Annotated in this window: 15 protein-coding genes; 13 read left to right on the top strand and 2 right to left on the bottom strand. The window is 72.2% G+C overall.

Annotation, left to right across the window (positions count from 1 at the left end; translation table 11 throughout):
- The first annotated feature begins 31 nt into the window (after positions 1-31).
- From ACIRF8_RS12170 to ACIRF8_RS12155, 4 genes are read left to right on the top strand one after another with little or no spacing between them, the layout of a single operon-like run.
- Positions 32-1,108: an ABC transporter substrate-binding protein gene (locus ACIRF8_RS12170; RefSeq protein ID WP_404213683.1), complete on the top strand. Its 1,077-nt coding sequence runs from the start codon at positions 32-34 to the stop codon at positions 1,106-1,108.
- Positions 1,105-1,965, top strand: a complete 861-nt coding sequence (locus ACIRF8_RS12165) for an ABC transporter permease (RefSeq protein WP_404213681.1) — start codon at positions 1,105-1,107, stop codon at positions 1,963-1,965. The genes ACIRF8_RS12170 and ACIRF8_RS12165 overlap by 4 nt, the downstream gene beginning before the upstream one ends.
- Positions 1,941-2,708: an ABC transporter ATP-binding protein gene (locus ACIRF8_RS12160; RefSeq protein WP_404213680.1), complete on the top strand. Its 768-nt coding sequence runs from the start codon at positions 1,941-1,943 to the stop codon at positions 2,706-2,708. Before ACIRF8_RS12165 ends, ACIRF8_RS12160 begins: the two co-directional genes overlap by 25 nt.
- The gene (locus ACIRF8_RS12155) at positions 2,705-3,790 is read left to right on the top strand and encodes an LLM class flavin-dependent oxidoreductase (RefSeq protein ID WP_404213678.1); all 1,086 of its coding nucleotides are present in this window, start codon (positions 2,705-2,707) and stop codon (positions 3,788-3,790) included. The genes ACIRF8_RS12160 and ACIRF8_RS12155 overlap by 4 nt, the downstream gene beginning before the upstream one ends.
- 69 nt (positions 3,791-3,859) lie before the next feature.
- On the opposite strand, the gene ACIRF8_RS12150 is transcribed toward ACIRF8_RS12155, so the two are convergent.
- Positions 3,860-4,423, bottom strand: coding sequence for an NAD(P)H-dependent oxidoreductase (locus ACIRF8_RS12150; protein WP_404213676.1), 564 nt, complete (start codon positions 4,421-4,423; stop codon positions 3,860-3,862).
- Between the two features lie 101 nt (positions 4,424-4,524).
- Here ACIRF8_RS12150 and ACIRF8_RS12145 point away from each other — a divergent pair, with 101 nt between their 5' ends.
- The 5 genes from ACIRF8_RS12145 to ACIRF8_RS12125 all read left to right on the top strand — a co-directional run bounded on the left by ACIRF8_RS12145 (position 4,525) and on the right by ACIRF8_RS12125 (position 11,811).
- Positions 4,525-5,187 carry a TetR/AcrR family transcriptional regulator gene (locus tag ACIRF8_RS12145; protein WP_404213674.1) on the top strand — a complete coding sequence of 221 codons (663 nt, stop codon included), beginning with the start codon at positions 4,525-4,527 and terminating at the stop codon, positions 5,185-5,187.
- A gap of 68 nt (positions 5,188-5,255) precedes the next feature.
- The gene (locus ACIRF8_RS12140; RefSeq protein WP_404213672.1) at positions 5,256-5,906 is read left to right on the top strand and encodes a DUF6226 family protein; all 651 of its coding nucleotides are present in this window, start codon (positions 5,256-5,258) and stop codon (positions 5,904-5,906) included.
- Between the two features lie 143 nt (positions 5,907-6,049).
- Positions 6,050-9,931, top strand: coding sequence for a glycoside hydrolase family 2 TIM barrel-domain containing protein (locus ACIRF8_RS12135; RefSeq protein WP_404213670.1), 3,882 nt, complete (start codon positions 6,050-6,052; stop codon positions 9,929-9,931).
- 305 nt (positions 9,932-10,236) lie between these two features.
- Positions 10,237-10,821, top strand: coding sequence for a hypothetical protein (locus ACIRF8_RS12130; protein WP_404213668.1), 585 nt, complete (start codon positions 10,237-10,239; stop codon positions 10,819-10,821).
- Positions 10,822-11,025: 204 nt separating this feature from the next.
- Complete coding sequence (locus ACIRF8_RS12125; protein ID WP_404213666.1) at positions 11,026-11,811, top strand: methyltransferase domain-containing protein; 786 nt, start codon at positions 11,026-11,028, stop codon at positions 11,809-11,811.
- A gap of 16 nt (positions 11,812-11,827) precedes the next feature.
- On the opposite strand, the gene ACIRF8_RS12120 is transcribed toward ACIRF8_RS12125, so the two are convergent.
- Positions 11,828-13,825 (bottom strand): heavy metal translocating P-type ATPase, encoded by a 1,998-nt coding sequence (locus ACIRF8_RS12120; protein ID WP_404213664.1) that lies wholly within the window; start codon positions 13,823-13,825, stop codon positions 11,828-11,830.
- A gap of 94 nt (positions 13,826-13,919) precedes the next feature.
- Between ACIRF8_RS12120 and ACIRF8_RS12115 the strand changes: the two genes are divergently transcribed.
- The 4 genes from ACIRF8_RS12115 to ACIRF8_RS12100 all read left to right on the top strand — a co-directional run bounded on the left by ACIRF8_RS12115 (position 13,920) and on the right by ACIRF8_RS12100 (position 19,165).
- Positions 13,920-14,294 carry an ArsR/SmtB family transcription factor gene (locus tag ACIRF8_RS12115; protein ID WP_404213662.1) on the top strand — a complete coding sequence of 125 codons (375 nt, stop codon included), beginning with the start codon at positions 13,920-13,922 and terminating at the stop codon, positions 14,292-14,294.
- A 166-nt stretch (positions 14,295-14,460) separates the two neighbouring features.
- The gene (locus ACIRF8_RS12110; RefSeq protein ID WP_404213660.1) at positions 14,461-17,811 is read left to right on the top strand and encodes a CHAT domain-containing protein; all 3,351 of its coding nucleotides are present in this window, start codon (positions 14,461-14,463) and stop codon (positions 17,809-17,811) included.
- A 14-nt stretch (positions 17,812-17,825) separates the two neighbouring features.
- Positions 17,826-18,233 carry a hypothetical protein gene (locus ACIRF8_RS12105; protein WP_404213659.1) on the top strand — a complete coding sequence of 136 codons (408 nt, stop codon included), beginning with the start codon at positions 17,826-17,828 and terminating at the stop codon, positions 18,231-18,233.
- Positions 18,230-19,165, top strand: a complete 936-nt coding sequence (locus ACIRF8_RS12100; protein WP_404213657.1) for a hypothetical protein — start codon at positions 18,230-18,232, stop codon at positions 19,163-19,165. The genes ACIRF8_RS12105 and ACIRF8_RS12100 overlap by 4 nt, the downstream gene beginning before the upstream one ends.
- Positions 19,166-19,385 lie beyond the last annotated feature (220 nt).

Genomic DNA, 19,385 nt, shown 5'->3' with positions numbered 1-19,385 from the left:
CACTCACACCCCACCTTCCGTGAAGGCCCGAATGATGCCTCGTACCGCCCGTCCCCCTCTCCCGCGCGTCGGCGCCCTGGCCGCTGTCGCCGCGTCCCTGCTGCTCACCTCGTGCGTGAGCAACGCGCAGTCCACGGCGACCAGCGCCGACATCGCCGCGAAGAAGATCCCGGCGAAGGTCTCCGCGGACACCACCCTCACCGTCGGAGCGCCCGACCTCAAGGTCGCTCTGGAGCTCTCGGGGCAGATCGGCAAACTCCCGTTCAGGGTGAAGTGGGCCAACATCAGCGGCGGTCCGCAATGCTCCGAGGCGTTCCGCGCCCACGCGCTGGACGTCTGCTCGGCCGCCGACATCCCGTCGATCAACGCCCACTGGACCGGCCTGGACACCAAACTCGTCGCGGCCAGGTACCGCGAGGACCCGATCGCCGACCCCATCTACGAGCTGGGGATCGCGCCGGGCGCCCGGATACGGTCCCTCGCGGACCTGCGGGGCAAGAAGATCGCCTACAGCCCGGGCCAGGCCCAGGGCGCGCTCGTCCTGCGCATCCTGAAGAAGGCCCACCTCACGCAGAAGGACGTCCACCTCGTCGAACTGGCCAGCACCGGCGACGTCTACCCCACCGCCCTGGGAAACCGCCAGGTGGACGCCGCGCCCATCGCCGACGTCAACGTCAAGCGCTATCTGACGAAGTACGGGGGCGACGGCGGCACGACCATCCGGCACGGACTCCGCGACGACCCCGCGCACCTGTGGGCCCTCACCGATTCCGTCGCCGACGCGCAGAAGTCCGCGGCCGTCCGCGAGCTCATCGCCTTCTGGGCCCGCGCCCAGATCTGGGTCGACACCCACCCGCGGCAGTGGATCGACGGCTACTACGTCAAGGACCAGGGGCTGAGCCACGAGGACGGCGCGTACCTGGTGAAACGGTCCGGCCACCCCGTGTTCCCGGCCGACTGGACCGACGCCATCGAACGCCAGCAGCAGACCGTCGACCTCCTGGCGAAGGAGCAGAAACACAAGACGTTCGACGCGGGGACACTCTTCGACCGGCGCTACGAGCGCGTCGCCGCCGACGCCACGGCCGGTGAAAGGAAGACACCATGAGCAGCACGGCCCTCTCCCGACGGACGGCGAGCGCGGCGGCGACCGGCGAGAGCGCGCGCCCCACCCCCCGCCCGCGACCGCGCAGGAAACTGGGCCCCGGCCGCCCCGTCCCCTACGGCTGGGCGCTCGGCCCGCTCCTGCTGCTCGCGGTCTGGGCGGCCGGCTCGGCCGCCGGACTCATCGACGCCCGCAGCCTGCCCGCCCCCTGGACCATCGCCGCCACCGCGGGCGACCTCGTCGCCGACGGCAGGCTCCAGTCCCACTTCGCGACCTCCGCCCAACGCGCCCTGCTCGGCCTGGTGTTCGGCACCGCGGCCGGACTGCTGCTCGCCCTCGTCGCCGGTCTGAGCCGCCTGGGCGAGGGGATCGTCGACGGACCGGTGCAGATCAAGAGGGCGATCCCCTCGCTCGCGCTGATCCCCCTCCTCGTCCTGTGGTTCGGCATCGGCGAGACGATGAAGGTCATCACGATCGCCCTCGGTGTCTTCGTCCCGATCTACATCCACACCCACAACGGGCTGCGCACCATCGACAACCGCTACGCCGAACTCGCCGAGACGGTGCGTCTGAGCAGGCTCCAGTTCGTCCGCCACGTCGTCCTGCCGGGAGCCCTGCCCGGCTTCCTGCTGGGGCTGCGCTTCGGTGTGACCGCCGCCTGGCTGGCGCTGGTCGTCGTCGAACAGGTCAACGCCACCAGCGGCATCGGCTACATGATGGAACTGGCCCGGACCTACGGACAGACGGACGTCATCATCGTCGGCCTCGTCGTCTACGGCCTCCTCGGCCTCGTCTCCGACGCCCTCGTACGACTCGTGGAGAGGAGGACCCTGTCATGGCGACGCACACTGGCGGGCTGACCGCGCCCGCCCACCCGGCCGCCGACACCGCGACGGTCCGCATCGAGAATTTGGTACGCGTCCTCGGGGGCCGCCGGGTCCTCGACGGGCTCGAACTGGACATCGCACCGGGCGAGTTCGTGGCGCTCCTGGGGCGCAGCGGCTCCGGCAAGAGCACCCTGCTGCGGGCGCTCGCCCGCCTCGACCACGACGTCACCGGCAGCGGTGAACTGGTCGCCCCCGACGACGTGTCGGTGGTCTTCCAGGACGCGCGGCTGCTGCCGTGGAAACGCGTCCTCGACAACGTGATCCTCGGCCTGAGCGGACCGGACGCCGTGGAACGGGGCCGCACCGCGCTCGCCGAGGTCGGGCTCGAAGGCCGCGAGCGGGCCTGGCCCGTCGAACTGTCCGGCGGTGAGCAGCAGCGCGTCTCCCTCGCCCGCTCCCTCGTCCGCGAGCCCCGGCTCCTGCTCGCTGACGAGCCGTTCGGCGCGCTCGACGCGCTCACCCGCATCCGTATGCACACCCTGCTGCGGCACCTGTGCGAGCGCCACCGCCCCGCCGTCCTGCTCGTCACCCACGACGTCGACGAGGCCATCGCCCTGGCGGACCGGGTGGCCGTCCTCGAAGAGGGCCGCATCACGTTCTCCCTCCCGGTGGACCTGCCCGCGCCGCGCCGCCCCGCCAGTCCCGCGTACGCGGCTCTGCGCGACCGTCTGCTCACCCGCCTCGGCGTGGCACCCACCCAGGAGGAGAACCGATGAGCCAGGAATTCCTCTGGTACATCCCCAACACCGTCGAACCGGGGCACCGCGGTGACGACACGACCGACGGGTGGGGCTCGATCGAGTACTCCACCGAACTCGCCCTGGCGGCGGAGGCCCACGGCTGGGGCGGTGCCCTCCTCGGCACCGGCTGGGGCCGCCCCGACACCTTCACCGTCGCCACGGCGCTGGCCGCGCGCACCACCACGTTCAAGCCCCTGGTCGCGGTGCGCCCCGGGTACTGGCAGCCCGCCCACTTCGCCGGCGCCGCCGCCACGCTCGACCAGCTCAGCCGCGGCCGTGTCCTGGTCAACATCGTCAGCGGCCTGGACAATCCGGCCGCGTACGGCGACACCACCGTCGACCCCGCCCGGCGCTACGCCCGTACCCAGGAGTTCCTGCACCTGGTGCGGCGGCTGTGGACCGAGGAGCGGGTGACGTTCGAGGGCGAGCACTTCCAGGTCACCGACTCGACGGTGGCGCCGCGCCCGCTCGTCACCGGGGAGCGGACCCATCCCACGCTCTACTTCGGCGGCGCCTCCCCGGCCGCGGAACGGGTGGCGGCGGCCGAGGCGGACGTACAGCTTTTCTGGGGCGAGCCGCTGGACGGGATCGCCGAACGCGTCGAGCGGCTGCGGAAGTTGAGCGCCGAGGTGGACCGGCGCCACAAGCCGCTGGAGTTCGGGCTGCGGATCACCACGGTGGTACGCGACAGCACGGAGGAGGCGTGGCGTGCGGCGGAGGAGAAGGTCGCCGGGATGGCGGCGAAGGACACCGAGCCGACCTGGTCGCAGCGGCAGCGGACGGCGGTCGGGCAGCGCCGCCTCCTCGACCTCGTCGAGCGCGGCGAAGTGCTCGACACGTGCCTGTACACCACCCCGGGCAGGTTCGGCGGCGGGGGAGCGGCGACGACCTGGCTCGTCGGGTCGCCGGACGAGGTGGCCGCGGCGCTGCGCGCCTACCGCGAGCTCGGTGTCACGCACTTCGTGCTGTCCGACACCCCGTACCGGGAGGAGACGGGGCGCGTGGGTGACCAACTGCTGCCGCGGCTGCGGGAGTTCGCGGCCGGGGCGGCGGCCTGACCCACGACGCGCGAAGCGGCCCGGACCGAAGAGGCCCGGGCCGCCGCACGGATACGACTGCGGTGCGGATCAGGCGGCGACGGTCTCGCCCGCGTGGCCGTGGAGCCGGGAGACGACCTCGGTGAGCTGGGCCGCGACCTCGGTGTCGTCGGCGGGGTGCGTCTCGGCGAAGCGGGTCAGGGAGCCGGGGATGGAGAGCTTCACGTCCTCCAGCACCTTGCCGCCGGCGATGCCCACGGACTTGCGGACCTCGTCCTGCGCCCACACGCCGCCGTACTGGCCGAAGGCGGTACCGGCCACGGCGACGGGCTTGCCGGCGAAGGAACCGGCGCCGTACGGGCGGGACAGCCAGTCGATGGCGTTCTTCAGGACGGCCGGGATCGTGCCGTTGTACTCGGGGGTGAAGAACAGGAACGCGTCGGCGCTCTGCGCGGCGGCGCGGAGCTTGGCCGCGGCGGCCGGGACGCTGCCTTCGACGTCGACGTCCTCGTTGTAGAAGGGGATGTCGGCCAGCCCCTCGAACAGCTCGACCTCGGCGCCCTCGGGGGCCAGCTTGACGGCCGCCTCGGCGAGCTGACGGTTGTGCGAACCGGCGCGCAGGCTGCCGACGAGGGCGAGAATACGGACAGACATGGGGGCTCCAGGGTGCTGAGTCATCGCTCTTCCACTATCCGGACCGAGGTCCGTTTAACTGTCTACCACCCTAAGCGGACCGCGGTCCAGTTTTCTCGGAGATGCTTTACGCTGAGTTCATGTCCAGCAGCCCGCCGCAGCTCCCGCGGTTGCACACGATCGGTACCGTCGCGGACGACGGGCCCGGGAGCGGTCTGCGGGCGGACGCCGCGCGCAACCGCGCCCGGCTCCTGGAGGCCGCCGGACGGCTGGTCGCCGAGCACGGCCCGGGCGGCGTCACCATGGAGGCCGTGGCCGCCGCGGCCCGCGTCGGAAAAGGCACCGTCTTCCGCCGCTTCGGCGACCGCGCGGGACTGCTGACCGCGTTGCTGGACCACACCACGAAACAGTTGCAGGCCGACCTGATCGGCGGGCCGCCCCCGCTCGGGCCCGGCGCCCCGCCCGCCGACCGGCTGCGCGCCTTCGGCGTCGAGATCCTGCGCCGCTCGACCGAGCAGCTCGAACTGCACCTGGCCGCGCAGCCGGAACCCGAGCGCCGCCTCGCCCACCCCACGCACCGGCTGCTCGTCACCCACGTCACGATCCTCCTGCGGGAACTCGTGCCCGAGGCGGACTGCGCGCTCCAGGCCCAGGCCCTGATGGGCTACCTCGACCCCGCCCTGCTCCACTACCTGACCCGGCAGTGCTCCATGCCGCTTGAGCGGCTGGAAGCGGGCTGGATCGACCTGGTCTCCCGGGTCACCCGCACCGAGCGGCCCGACTGAGCGGCCAGGTCGGCAGCCGCCCGCAAAACCGTTCGGAGACCCGCTGTGACGTGCGTAAAGTCCCTCGCATGGATCACATGGAGCTACGCAGGGCAGTCGACGAGGCCTTCCTCGTCACCGGCGCGGACACGCCGCCCTGGCCCGACCCGCACGCCGATCGCGAGGTGTCCGACGAGGAGTACTCGCGCTGCCTGAGGCCGGAGAAGTACCGCATCATCGCCGCCCGCGCCGAGGCGTGGACGCGGACGCTGTGCGAGCTGGGATGGGCCGGGACCGAGACGGCCGACGAACCCGCCGCGCTGTGGCGGCGGCCCCCGGAGATCTCCCTCGGCAGCGCGGTGCGGCTGCGGCCGGTGCGCGCGGGCGCCGTGCCGCTGGTGTTCGGGTTCGGCGCGGTGGAGGAGGTGGAGCGCACCATCGTCCTGGTCGGGGCGGGGGAGCCCGCCGGCATGCTCGGGGTGCTGCCGGACTGCGGCTGCGACGCCTGTGACGACGGATCGGCCTCCCTGCTCGAAGCGGTCGACGACCTCGTGATCGCCGTGGTCACCGGCGAGTTCGTGCACGTCGACGCCGGGCGGGGCCGCGCGATCGTCGCCACGGGGGACGGCTGGTCGGCGAGCGACTGGGACGAGGCGCGGGAGCCGGTCGAGGACACGATCGCCACGGCGCGGGCGGGCGGGTCACCGCACGAGGTCGTGAGCGGACTGGCCTGGGGGTGACCCGGCGGGCACAGCACTCAGGAAGCAACAGAATCTGACGTCGATATTGTCTCGGTTGTGTTCTCTTCTTAGGGTGGTCGCGGCTCAACAGGTGTTCCCCGCCTCACCAGTTGCACGTCACCGCACGGACGAAGGGCACAGCCATGCCGCACCCGCACCGCGTGTACGTAAGCCGTCGTCGTCTCCTGGAAGCGGGTGCGGCCGTGCTCGGCGCACTCGCGCTGCCCGGCGTACTCCCCGGCGCCCGGGCCTTCGCCGCCCCTGAGGACGTCACCCGCGACGGCGCTGAGTGGAACGGGCACATCGACCTGTTCCGCCTCGGCACCGAGCCCGCCCACACCACCCTGATGCCGTACGAGAGCGTGCGGCAGGCCCTCGCCGCCGACCGCACCAGATCCCCGTACCGGCAGAGCCTCGACGGCGACTGGAAGTTCGCGTACGTGGAGCGGCCCGCCGACAAGCTCGACGACTTCTACCGCACCGACCTCGACGACTCCGGCTGGGAGACCGTCCCGGTCCCGTCGGCGTGGCAACTGCACGGCCACGACGTGCCGATCTACGTCAACATCACCTACCCGTGGTGGGGGCCCAACGGGCACGGCGAGGAGGCCCAGCCGCCCGCCGCGCCGACCCGGTACAACCCCGTCGGCCAGTACCGGCGGACGTTCACCGTGCCGGGAAACTGGTCGGGCAGGCGGACCTTCCTGCACTTCGAGGGCGTCAAGGCGGCCCATTACGTCTGGGTCAACGGGCAGTTGGCCGGTTACCACGAGGACTCGTACACCCCCGCCGAGTACGACATCACGCCCTACCTGAAGAAGGGCACCAACCAGGTCGCCGTCGAGGTCTACCGCTACTCGGACGGCGACTGGATGCAGGACCAGGACATGATCCGGCTGAGCGGCATCTTCCGCTCCGTCTACCTGTTCTCCACGCCCACGGTCCATCTGCGCGACTTCAAGATCGAGACACCGCTCGGCGACGGGTACACCTCGGCCGAGCTGTCGCTCACGGCGAGCGTGCGGGACTACGCGGGCGACGCCGGCGGGGCGGCCTACACCGTCGAGACGCAGCTCTACGACGCCGACGGCCACGCCGTCTGGGCCCGGCCGCTGACGCGCCCGGCCGCCCTCACCGCGTCCGAGGTGAGCGTACGGGCCGCCAGGTCCATACCCGCGCCGCGGCTCTGGTCCGCCGAGGACCCCTACCTCTACACCGCGGTCCTGCGCCTGCGCGATCCCGCGGGCAAGGTCGTCGAGACGCTGTCGCACCGCGTCGGCCTGCGCGAGTTCGCCCTGAAGGACGGGCTGATGCGGATCAACGGGCAGCCCGTCTCCCTGCGCGGCACCAACCGCCACGAGATGCACCCGGACCGCGGTTCGGCGCTCAGCCGCGCCGACCTGGTCCAGGACATCACGCTCATCAAGCGGCTCAACATCAACTCCGTCCGCACCTCGCACTACCCCAACAACCCGCTGTGGCTCGAACTCGCCGACGAGTACGGGCTGTACCTCGTCGACGAGACCAACCTGGAGACCCACGGCATCCGCGACTCCTACCCCGGCGACCGCGCCGACTGGACCACCGCCTGCGTGGCCCGCGCCCAGAACATGGTCCACCGCGACAAGAACCACGCGAGCGTCGTGATCTGGTCGCTCGGCAACGAGGCGGGCAGCGGCTCCTCCTTCCGCGCCATGTACGACTGGATCCACGGCTACGACCCGACCCGCGTCATCCAGTACGAGGGCGACGACCGGCCGGGCATCAGCGACATCCGCTCCAAGATGTACGAGTCGCCGAGCAGGGTGGAGGCCCGCGCCCGGGACACCACCGACACCCGCCCCTACGTGATGGTGGAGTACGCCCACTCGATGGGGAACTCCACCGGCAACTTCAAGGAGTACTGGGACGTCGTCCGCCGCCATGACGTCCTCCAGGGCGGCTGGATCTGGGACTTCGTCGACCAGGCGCTGAACTGGCCGACCCCGGAACGGCAGGTGCTCACCGAGTCGGGCCCCGCGCGCCTCAAGGGCGAGGTCATCAACCCGTCGGGCACGTTCAGCCGCGACAAGGGCGTCGGCGGGGCGACCGTCTTCACCCGCGACGACCGCCTCGACCTGCGGGGCTCCCTCACCCTGGAGGCCTGGATCACCCCGCGTCACCGCGGCTACGACCAGCCGATCCTGGCGAAGGGCGACACCCAGTACGCCCTGAAGCAGTCGGGCAGGACTCTGGAGTTCTTCCTCTACTCCGAGGGCCAGTGGATCACGGCGTCCTGGACCACACCGGACGACGGCTGGACAGGGAAGGAGCACCATGTCGCGGGCGTCTTCGACGCGGACGCCGGGACGCTGACCCTGTACGTGGACGGCGCGGTGAAAGCGACGAAGACGACTACCCGCAAGCCCTCCGGCAACACCGCGTCCCTGTCCCTCGGCGGCGAGATCGACAACCCGACAAGGGAGTTCAGCGGCACGATCCGGCAGGCCCGGGTCTACGCCCGCGCACTGACCGCCGGTGAACTCGCCGACGCCGGCCGCGGCCCGGACGGCGACGGCGTCCGCTTCTGGTTCGACGCGCGCACGGCCGGACACGAGGCGAAGAAGGCCCGCGCCAGGACGTTTGCCGCGTACGGCGGCGACTGGGGCGACAACCCCAACGACGGCGCCTTCAGCGGCGACGGCATCGTCCTGCCCGACCGCGGCCACACCGGCAAGGCCGCCGAGGTCAAGCGGATCTACCAGACGATCGGCGCGGCCCACAAGAAGGGCGGCGCCCCCGGCGAGATCACCCTCACCAACGAGAACCTGTTCACCGACCTCCGCGCCTGGAACGCCACCTGGGAGCTGGCCGTCGACGGGCAGGTGACACGGCGCGGCCGTCTCAGCCGCGCCCAGCTCGACGTCGCCCCGCGAAGCAGCAAGGACATCACCCTGCCGGTGACGCTGCCCCGCGACCCCGCCCCCGGCGCCGAGTACTTCCTCCAGCTCTCCTTCACGACCAGGGAGCGCACCCCCTGGGCGGACGCGGGCTTCGAGGTGGCGCGCGTACAACTGCCCCTCGACGCGGGCAGCCCCGCCGTCGTCCCCGTCCCGCTCGCGCAGGTCCCGACGCTCTCCTACGAGGACGGCGACGCGGCCGTGACCGTCACCGGAAAGGGGCTGAAGGTCGTCGTCGACAAGTCGACCGGGCTCATCACGACGTACGAGGCGGGTGGCGCACGGCTCCTTCTCGCGGGCGCCGTCCCCAACTTCTGGCGCGCCCCGACCGACAACGACCGCGGCAACGGCCAGCACACCCGCAACCAGACCTGGCGGGACGCGGGCGCGCGGCGCGAGGTGACGGGCGTGACCGTGCGCGCCCGGGGCGGCCGGGCCGTCGAGATCGCGGTCGAGGGCACCCTGCCCACCACCACCGCGTCGGCGTACAGCACGACCTACACCGTCTTCGGCAACGGTGAGATCAAGGTCGACAACACCCTCCACCCGGGCGCCCCCGGCCTGCCCTACCTCCCCGAGGTCGGCACGATCCTGCACCTGCCCGCCGCCCTGGAGCGGCTGCACTACTACGGCCGCGGTCCCGAGGAGAACCACTGGGACCGCAACGACGGGACGGACGTGGGCCGTTACGCCTCCACCGTGCGCGACCAGTGGACCCCGTACATCCGGCCGCAGGAGAACGGCAACAAGACCGATGTGCGCTGGGCGGCGCTCACCGACCGGCACGGGCGCGGCCTGCTCGTGTGGGGCGAGGAACTCCTGGAGGTCAACGCCTCGCACTTCACCCCGGAGGACCTCTCCGTCGGCGCCCGCCACGACTACCAGCTCACCCCGCGCGACGAGGTGGTCCTGCGCGTCAACCACCGGCAGATGGGCGTCGGCGGCGACAACAGTTGGGGCGCGCACACGCACGACGCGTACAAACTGCTCGCCGACCGGGACTACGCCTACACCTACCGGCTGCGGCCTATCACGGACGTGGCGGACGCGGTGCGGCTGACCCGGCGGCCGACAGCGGTGGAGTGACCGGCTCCGCTCGGCAGGTTGGCACCGACGTACGCCGACTCGGGCCCTGAGCCTCCGTCACCGTCCGTATCCCGCACCGCGACGCACGGCTCGGCCCGGGTGCCGGGCACGGCCCGGCCCGCGTACGCAGGCCGGGCCGAACCCCTTGGTGGGGCCGCCGTCCTCGGCCCGGCGGCCGGCGGCGGCCCCGCGCCCGGCCCGAAGCCCTGCTGACACGCAGGCGGCTTACGCCCCATCATGGTGGGGACATGGGGGGATCGACACGTGCGTCCCGTTTGCGCCGCCGCGGCAGTGTGCCGCGGCCGGTGCCGGTCGCCGCTGCCCGCGCCGGACTCTTCGCCGTCCTCGGGACCTCCGTGTCCGTCACCGTCCACCACCTCGCGTTCGGCTCCGGCCCGCCATGGGCGGCCCATGTGCTCGCCGCGCTCCTGCTGTTCGCGGCCGCGCTGCCGGGGGCGGGACACGACAAACCGCTGAGACGCCAGGTGCTGCTGGCCCTCGGCTCCCAGGCGGCGATCGGGCTCTGGCTCGTGGCCACCGACGACCAGGTGTCCGTCCCCGTGCACACGCGGGCGCCCGCGGCGATGCACGCCGTGTGGCCCGTCGTGGCCGCCCATGTCGTGCTGACCGTGCTGTGCGCGGTGATGCTGCACGGGGCCGACGCCGGCCGCCGGGGGATCCTCGTCGCCGCCGGACGACAGTGGCAGGCACTGCGGGCGCTGCTGCGGTGCCTGTCCGGACCCGTCCGCACCCCGCTGGACCTGACCGCGCTCGGCGCGGTGTGGCGCACGAGCCCGGGGCCGGGACGCGCGCCGCCCACGAGAACCGTCCTGGTCGGCACGGTGGTGCGCCGCGGGCCGCCACTCGTCCCGCCACCGCTCGTCGGCTGAGCCGACTCCGGGCGAGGCCCGGCACCGCACGCCCTACGTCCATACCGGGGTGCGGGCTCCGCGAGAGCACCGCCCCAGGGGGGAAATCCGCATGTCCTGTACGTCCCGCACGGCGCGCGCCGCCGCGCCCGCCGTCGAGTCCGGGGCGGGCCCATGCGGCCTGCCCGCCGCCCAGCACACCGTCCGGGGGGAGGGGCGGAGCCGATGAGGACACCGGGCAGGAAAACGTCCGTATGGAAGTCGGGCCTCAAGCGGCTGGTGGGCCGTACCGGGTTCGACATCGTGCGCAGCACCGACCAGCGCGGCGGAGTGGACGACTTCATCCCGTTCGAGGCCACGATGCGAGCCGCGCGGGCGGCCGGTCTGCCGGTCGGCGACTACATCGACGAGGTCATGAACGGCACGCCGGGCGCCACCCGGGCCACCATCGGCGAACTGAGCGCCCTCGGCGTCTTCGCCCTCGGCCCGAGCAGCGTGCTGGAGATCGGCCCCGGTTCCGGGCGCTACCTGGAGAAGACGCTGAAGGAGTGCGCACCGGAGCGCTACGAGATCTACGAGACGGCGGCGCCCTGGGCCACCTATCTGGTGGACACCTTCGGTGTGCTCGCCCGGCCGACCGCCGGATCCAGCCTGGCCCCGACACCGGACAACAGCGTCGACCTCGTCCAGGCCCACAAGGTCTTCAACACCCTGACGTTCCTCGGCACCACCCGCTACTTCTTCGAGATGGCACGCGTCACGCGGCCCGGCGGCCGGATCGTCTTCGACGTGATGACCGAGACCTGCCTGGACCCGGCCACGATGCGCGCCTGGGCGACGCGGGGCGGCGCGGGCCACGACTCCTACCCGGCCGCCATGCCCCGCGCCACCTGCGTGGACCTCTTCACCGCGCTCGGCTGCCGCCTGGAGGCGAGTTTCCTCGCGCCGATGGGCGTCGCCTCCACGGAGGTGCTGGTCTTCGAGAAGACGGCCGCGGTCCGCCCCGGCTGACCCGCCGCCCACCGCGTCAGCGGCCGGGCACCGCCCCGCCGATCGCCTCGCGCCCGGCACGGCGCCAGGCCCGGTCGGTCAGCAGTCGCAGGCCGTTGAGGCCCACGATCACCGTGGACCCCTCGTGTCCGGCGACACCCAGCGGCAGCGGCAGCGTGCCGCACAGGTCCCAGGCGACGAGTACGGCGATGAAGCCTCCCGCGACCGCCAGGTTCTGCACCACGAGGCGGCGGCCGCGGCGGGACAGGGCGACGGCCGTCGGGATGGCGGCGAGTTCGTCGCGGACCACCACCGCGTCGGCGGCGTCCAGCGCCAGATCGGACCCGGCCCGGCCCATCGCGACGCCGGTGTGCGCGGCGGCGAGCGCCGGGGCGTCGTTGACACCGTCGCCCACGACGAGCACCTTGCGCCCGGCCCGCTCCAGGTCCCGTACGGCGGCCACCTTGTCCTCGGGCAACAGCTCCGCCCGTACGTCCGTGATGCCGAGCCCCGCGGCCAACTGCCGTGCCGCGCGCGGATTGTCGCCGGTCAGCAGCACGGGCGCAGAACCGGTGAGGGCGGTGAGGGCGCGGGTCGCCTCGGCGGCGTCGGGGCGGGGCCGGTCGGCGATGCCGAGCAGACCGATGGGCACCCCGTCGAGGGTGACCAGGACGGCGGTGCGCCCCTCCTCCTCCAGGCGGGCGGCCTCGGCCGCCGCGGGGTGCCCGGCGGGGACGAGCCGGTGGGGAGCGCCCACGGCCACGCGGGCGCCGTCGACCGTGGCCTCGACGCCGATGCCCGGCCGGGCGACGAAGTCGACGGCGGCGGGCAGGGGCGCCGGTCCCCGCGTCCGCGCGGCGTCGACGACGGCGCGGGCCAGCGGATGCTCGCTGGGGTGCTCGGCGGCCCCGGCCCAGCGCAGCAACGCGTCCTCGTCCACCCCGGATCCGTCCGTCGGGCACACGTCGACGACGCGCGGCGCGCCCTCGGTGAGCGTCCCCGTCTTGTCCGACGCGACCGCGTCGATCTGCCCCAACCGCTCCATGACGACAGCGGACTTGATGAGGACGCCGTGCCGTCCCGCGTTCGCCATGGCGGACAGCAGCGGCGGCATCGTCGCCAGGACCACGGCGCAGGGCGAGGCGACGATCATGAAGGTCATCGCCCGCAGCAGGGCGTCCCGCACCCCCGAACCGGCCAGCAGCGGCACCACGAAGATCAGCAGGGTGGCGGCGACCATCCCCAGGCTGTAGCGCTGCTCGACCTTCTCGATGAAGAGTTGTGTCGGCGCCTTCGTCCGGGCCGCTTCCTCGACCATGCGCACGATCCGGGCGAGCACGGAGTCGGCCGGGTCGCGTGCGATCCGCACCCGCAGCGCGCCCGTGCCGTTCAGCGTCCCGGCGAACACCTCGTCCCCGGCGTGCTTGGTCACGGGCAGCGGTTCACCCGTGATGGTTGCCTGGTCGACGTCGCTCGCCCCGGCCACGACCCGTCCGTCCCCGCCGATGCGCTCGCCCGGCCGCACGAGCACGACATCGCCCACACCGAGCCGCTCCACGGGCACGGTCTCCTCACCGCCGTCGGCCCCGATCCGGGTGGCGGTGCGGGGAGCGAGGTCGAGCAGCCCGCGCACCGAGTCGGCGGTACGCGCGGTGGCGACGGCCTCCAGCGCCCCCGAGGTGGCGAAGATGACGATGAGCAGCGCGCCGTCGAGGAACTGCCCGATGGCGGCGGCCCCCAGCGCCGCGACGACCATCAACAGGTCGACGTCGAGCGTCTTGTCGCGCAGGGCCTTCAGCCCCTCCCAGCCGGGCTCCCACCCGCCGGTCACATAGGCGACGCCGTACAGCGGGCCCCACGACCAGCCCGGGGTGCCCGACAGATCGAGCGCGAGCGCGACGAGGAACGACACCAGCGCCGCCAGCGCCCAGCGCGCCTCGGGCAGCGCCAGCAGCCGCGTACGGCCGGGCGCGGTGGCGGGTGGGGTCGCGCCGCCGTCCCGTACCGGCGGCTGCTGGGCAAGGACGGTCGGCATGACGGAACAACCCTTCGGGAGGGGACGAGGCGATCGTCCTCACCATACAGGTTCATATGAACAGGTCTTCAAGTGTCGAGAGTATGATGCCCGTATGGGTCACGGAGCCGTCACGACCAGCAGCGCGTCCACGCGAGAGCGCCTCGACGCCGTCGGCATCGCCGACGTCGCCGCCACCCTCCAGGCCCTCGCCGCCCCCTCGCGCCTGCGCATCCTCGCCCGCCTCCAGGAGGGCCCGTGCTCGGTGGGCGACCTCGCGACGGCCGTCGACATGGAGGCGTCCGCCTGCTCCCACCAACTGCGCCTGCTGCGCAACCTGGGCCTGGTCACCGGAGACCGCCAGGGCCGCTCGATCATCTACGCGCTCTACGACAACCACGTCGCCGAACTGCTCGACCAGGCGCTGTACCACGTGGAGCACCTGCGGCTCGGGGTGAGCGACCAGCGGGCGGACGGGTCGGACGCCTGAGTGGTGGGCCCGGCCTGCTCCCGTTTTCCCGCGCCGGTCCCCATTTCTGCGTAACTCTCGTGCGGGACATACCGCCCACGGCGCTGCCCTGCTAGAGCGGAGGAGCAGAAAGACCGCGAGCGCCGGCACATCCGGTGCGCACCGAGGCGAGTTCCGGGGGAGAACCATGGCCGATTCCGGATCGCGTGACGAGATCCTTCGCCGGGTCGGTCTCTTCCTGTCCGAGCGCGACCCGGACACTCTGCTCGAACCAGCCGCGGAGCGTGCGGCGACAGCTCTCCGGGGGCGGACCGACAACCCCTACGAGGGCATCACCCGGATGGACATCCAGGACGGCTACGCCCTCGGCCTCTTCTACTGGCTCCGGTCCGGTCTCCAGCCCCCGGCCGCCGCCGCGCGCGACAGGGAGGAGTGCACCGTCTACTTCCGGGCGCTGATGGCCACCGCGCCGAGCTGCGTGCCCGAGGAGATCCGCGACGAGATCCTCGCCGATCCCACGGAGCACAAGGGTTTGCGCGTGCTGGAGGAGTTGTCGCTGGCCACGCGGGCCGAGGAGGTCTACGAGCGGTCCCGAGCCGATCGGGATCTCACGCTGCTGGACGAATCGATCGCTCTGGCGACGAGGCTGCTGACCCTCGACCCGAAGAGCGCGCGCATGCCGCACTATTACGCCGCGTTGAGCCACCGGTGCCGGGACCGCCACGAGTGGACCGGCGCTCCGGAAAACCTCGAAGCAGCCATCGCGTGGGCCCGAGCGGCCGTGGAGGTGGCGGAACCCGGTTCCGCGACGGCGGCCGACTACTGGGCCCTGCTCGACTCGTTGTTCGCCGGGCAGCTCGAGCGCACCGGCGACCCGGTGATCCTGGACGATCTGGTGGAGACGCGGCGCTCGCGCGTCGCGGCGTGGAGAGGAAGTCAGGTGGTGGCGGCCGAGATACGGCTGCTGCTGGCCAAGGCCCTGCTGCGCCGGTTCGACGAGCGGCACGACGCCGCCGATCGCCGGGAGGCTGTACGGCAGTTGCCACCCGGTGCCGCCGGGGACCTGCACGAAAAGCCCCAAACTCTCGTCGACCGCTTCGTCCTCCTTCAGGCGTGCTTCTCCCCTGACGACTCGCTCGTCGACAAGTCGGACCTCATCGAGGCCGGGCGGGCCGCGCTCGGCGGACTGCCGGCGGAGGACGGCAGGGTGCAGGACCTCCAGGTCAACACCGCGTTCGTCACTCTCCACCGGTACAAGCAGGACGGGGACTCGATGGACCTGCTGTCCGCCCTGGACCTGGCCCGCGCAGCGGTGGAGGCCCTGTCCGACGAGGACGAGCGCCAGGTGCCCGCCCTGCGTGTGCTCGCCGACGCCCTCATGGAACGCCACGAACAGGAGACCCGCACGGCGCACGCTCTCGGCATCGGTGTGCCACGACCGACTGACCTGGACCATGCGCTGCGTCATCTGCGGCGGTGCGTCGATCTGACACCTCCCGGGCACCCCCAGCAGCATCTCGCCCTCCGCGGCCTCGGCGACGCCCTCGTCGGCGGTGCGGACACCGACGACCGTCCCGAGCTGCTCTCCGAGGCGATCGACGCGTACGGCTCGGCCTTCGCGGCGGCCACGGGACCGTCCGAGCGCGCCGAATCGCTGCGCAAGCGCGCCATCGCCTTTCATCACCGCTACCGGGCGTCCGGCCAGGAAGCAGACCTCGACGAGGCCGTCGAGCTGTGTCGCCGGGCCGTGGCCACAGCGCTCTCGGGGTCCCCCGAGGAGACGGTGGCGCGACTCGGGCTCGCCGAGAAGCTGGCCGAACGGCTGGAGCGTCATCCGGAGCGGGAGGACGACCGTCGTTGGGCGATGGAGATCTACCGGGCGATCTCCGCCGACACCGGCGAGGGTCCCGTCGCCCGGATGACCGCGGCACGCAGTTGGGGCCGCGTCATGCACCGGGCACAGCGCTACGACGAGGCGCTGGAGGGCTACGACGCGATGCTCGCCCTGTTGCCGGAGGTCGCGCCCGTCGAGCTGGCCGAGGGCGACCGGATGCGGCGGGCGGAGGAGTGGAGCCGTACCCCCACCATGGCCGCCACGTGCGCCGTCGCCGCCGGCCGGCCGGAAAGAGCGCTGGAACTGGTCGAAGGGGTCCGTCTGTTGACGGCGCCGGGCGCGGGTACGGCCATCGGCGATGTCGACGCACTCCGGCAGCGCCGACCCGACCTGGCCGCACAAGTGGACGCCGCGCAACGGGGGCTGGCCGAGAGCGAGCACGGCCCTGACGTCGCCTGCCTGCCGCTCGGGATCACCGTGGTCCGAAAGGGCTCCCAGGAACGGCGCCTCGGGCGGGAGGCCGCGGCCCGTACGTGGCAGCGAACCGTGGCCCAGGTCCGCGAAGCACCCGGCTTCGAATGGTTCCTCGCCCCTGCCCGCTTCGACAGGCTTCGCCGGGCGGCCGACGCGGGCCCGGCGGCAGTGCCCCTCGCGAGCCCCGACCGGTGCGACGTGCTCCTGCTGACCGACGAAGGCATCAGGTCGCTTCCCCTCCAGGTGACGCAGGACGAGGTCCTGGAGCACGTCAACCGCTACCGGGAGGTCCTTCACGCCTTGCGGCCGGGCTCGACACTGCGGCGGCGGCAGGAGGCGGAGGAGGGGCTCGCCCGCATGCTCACCTGGCTCTGGCACGGAACGGTGCGGCCCACGCTCGACGCACTCGGACTGCTCGCCCCGCGGCGCCATGACGACCCGCACCACCGGCCGCACCTCTGGTGGAGCCCCAGCGGTCTCTTCTCGCACTTCCCGCTCCACGCCGCCGCGGAAGGCGCCGGGCACGGCGCCATGGACCATGTGGTGTCCTCGTACGCACCTTCGCTGCGGCTCTTGGCAGGGCACAACGCCGACATCGACCGTCACAAGGCCCGCGAGCGTTCCCCGCGGCTCCTCGCCGTCGGCGTCTCCGACCCCTCAGGACTGCCCAACCAGCCGCTGAAACACGTGCCCGTGGAGATGGCGACCGTCAGCCGCGCGTTCCCCGAACACGAACGCACGTTGCTGACCGAGGAGGCGGCCACGGTGTCCGCGGTCAGAGCCGCCCTCCCGCACCATCACTGGCTGCACTTCGCCTGTCACGCCGGCCAGGTGCCGAGCCACCCGGCCTCCTCACGTCTGTACCTGTACGACGGGGCCCTGGACGTGAGCGGGATCCGTCACCTGGACCTCCGCGGCAGCCGCCTCGCCGTGCTGTCCGCCTGCGAAACCGCCACCAGCGGCATCACGCTCATGGACGAGGGGCTCTATCTCGGAGGGGCGATGCACGTCGCGGGATGCCCCGACGTCGTGGCCACTCTCTGGAGGGTCGGCGACAGGTCGGCGGCGCAGGTCGTCGAAGCCCTCTACGCACACCTGCTGCGAAGCGGCGAGCCGGATTCCCGCCACGTGGCGACCGCCCTGCATCTGGCCGCGCTGGAGTTACGCGCCCGGGCTCCCGACCTGTACAGCTCGTGGGCATCCTTCGTCCACATCGGGGTGGGCCGATGAATCCGGACCGGCCCGTGGACGCCTACGTCTTCCTCCTGAGGGGAACCGAGCAGCCCAGGACCCCGGTGTCCCTGGTGCTGCCCGCCGACATCGATCCCGCCACCGACCTGGACGCGGACGCCCTGGCATTCCTGCTGCGCTCGCTGTTTCTCGATCGTCGAACCCCGGACGTCGTGTCGCTCAAGGTCGGCGGGGCCACGATCGGCGCGGTGGGGCGCCGACGCCTGCTGGACCTCACCGACGAATGGCGGGCTGTCGCGGAGGGCGACGGGGCACAACTGCCTGGCGCGTCGACGCAGTACACCCTTCTCACGTACACCTGCTCCACACCGGAATGCCCCACCGTCGAATGGCATGTCATCGTTCCCGACCGCAGCCCCATGTGTCCGAACGGGCATGGTCCCCTCGCCTACGGCCCATGACCACCACAGCGCTGCTGGGCGCCTTGCGACTTTCCGGCCGACTGGCTTCACTTCTTCCCGTCGTCGCTTGCGCGACCTTCGTGATGCTCATCATCGTTTCCGGGGCTCCGGGCGCTCCGCCCGACGCGGGACGACTCCGGCGCGCCCTCGCAGGCGTGGGCGCCGGCGAAACCGCTCTGCTCGTCCTGGGCCTGATCGTGGCGGCTCTGCTGCTCGATCCGCTGCAACTCAGACTCGTGCGCCTGCTGGAGGGGGAGTGGCCGAGGAGCCTCGCCCGGCTGTCCAGATGGTCCGCCGGCCGGCAACGCGCACGCCGTGACGTACTCGCGGGCGCGAGGCGCCTGATGACCGGTTCGACTCCGTCGGGCGTCCAGGTGCAACGGGCCGGAGAAGCGGGGGAGTTGCTGCGCCGCCGATTCGCCAGGGACTCGGAGCCGCCCCGCCCGACAGCGCTCGGCAACACGCTGGCGGCCATGGAGGACCGTGCGGGCCTGCCGTACGGATGGGACGCCGTTGTGGCATGGCCGCGCCTCTACCCGTTGCTCTCGTCCGAGGTGCGCTTTGTGGTGGACGGCCAACGGGAACGGCTGGACACGCTGGCCCGCCTTTCGGTCTGCTCGGCCGTCACCGCGATCCTGACAACGTTGCTGCTGTACGCGTCGGGTTGGTGGATGCTGCTGGCCGTCGGCCCCGCCGGCATCGCCCGGGCGGCGTACGTCGGCGCCGTGCAGACGGCAATGGCCTACGGAAGGGCCGTCGAGGTCGCATTCGACCTGCACCGCTTCGACCTGCTGCGCCAGCTCCACCTGCCGCTGCCGCCCGGCGCGGGAGCGGAACGCGCGCTGAGCGCGGAGGTGTGCCTGATGTGGCGGCAGGAAGGCGATCTCTCCCTGCGGTACGACCACGACGGCCACTCCGATCCCCCCGGCTGACCGACGCTCGGAGGAATGTGCGCTTTCTCACGCGCTATGTCCACTTCGTCATCACTTCTCAGTGACTTACATCATGTTACCTAGGGTATCTGAAACACTGTGTCGCAGGTAAGTTGCGATAACACGCAGATGTGGAACCACGTATCTGGACAACCGTGGGCGCCTCCGAGCGGCGGCGGGCCCCCCGCCCCTGTCTCCCCGGGGGGCCGGCGAGCGAGAG

Origin of the sequence: Streptomyces sp. NPDC102406 (assembly GCF_044765725.1) — a bacterium.
Lineage (GTDB): Bacteria > Actinomycetota > Actinomycetes > Streptomycetales > Streptomycetaceae > Streptomyces.
The sequence above is the reverse complement of the archived record's forward strand: the minus strand, read 5'-3'. Positions and strand labels throughout refer to the sequence as shown.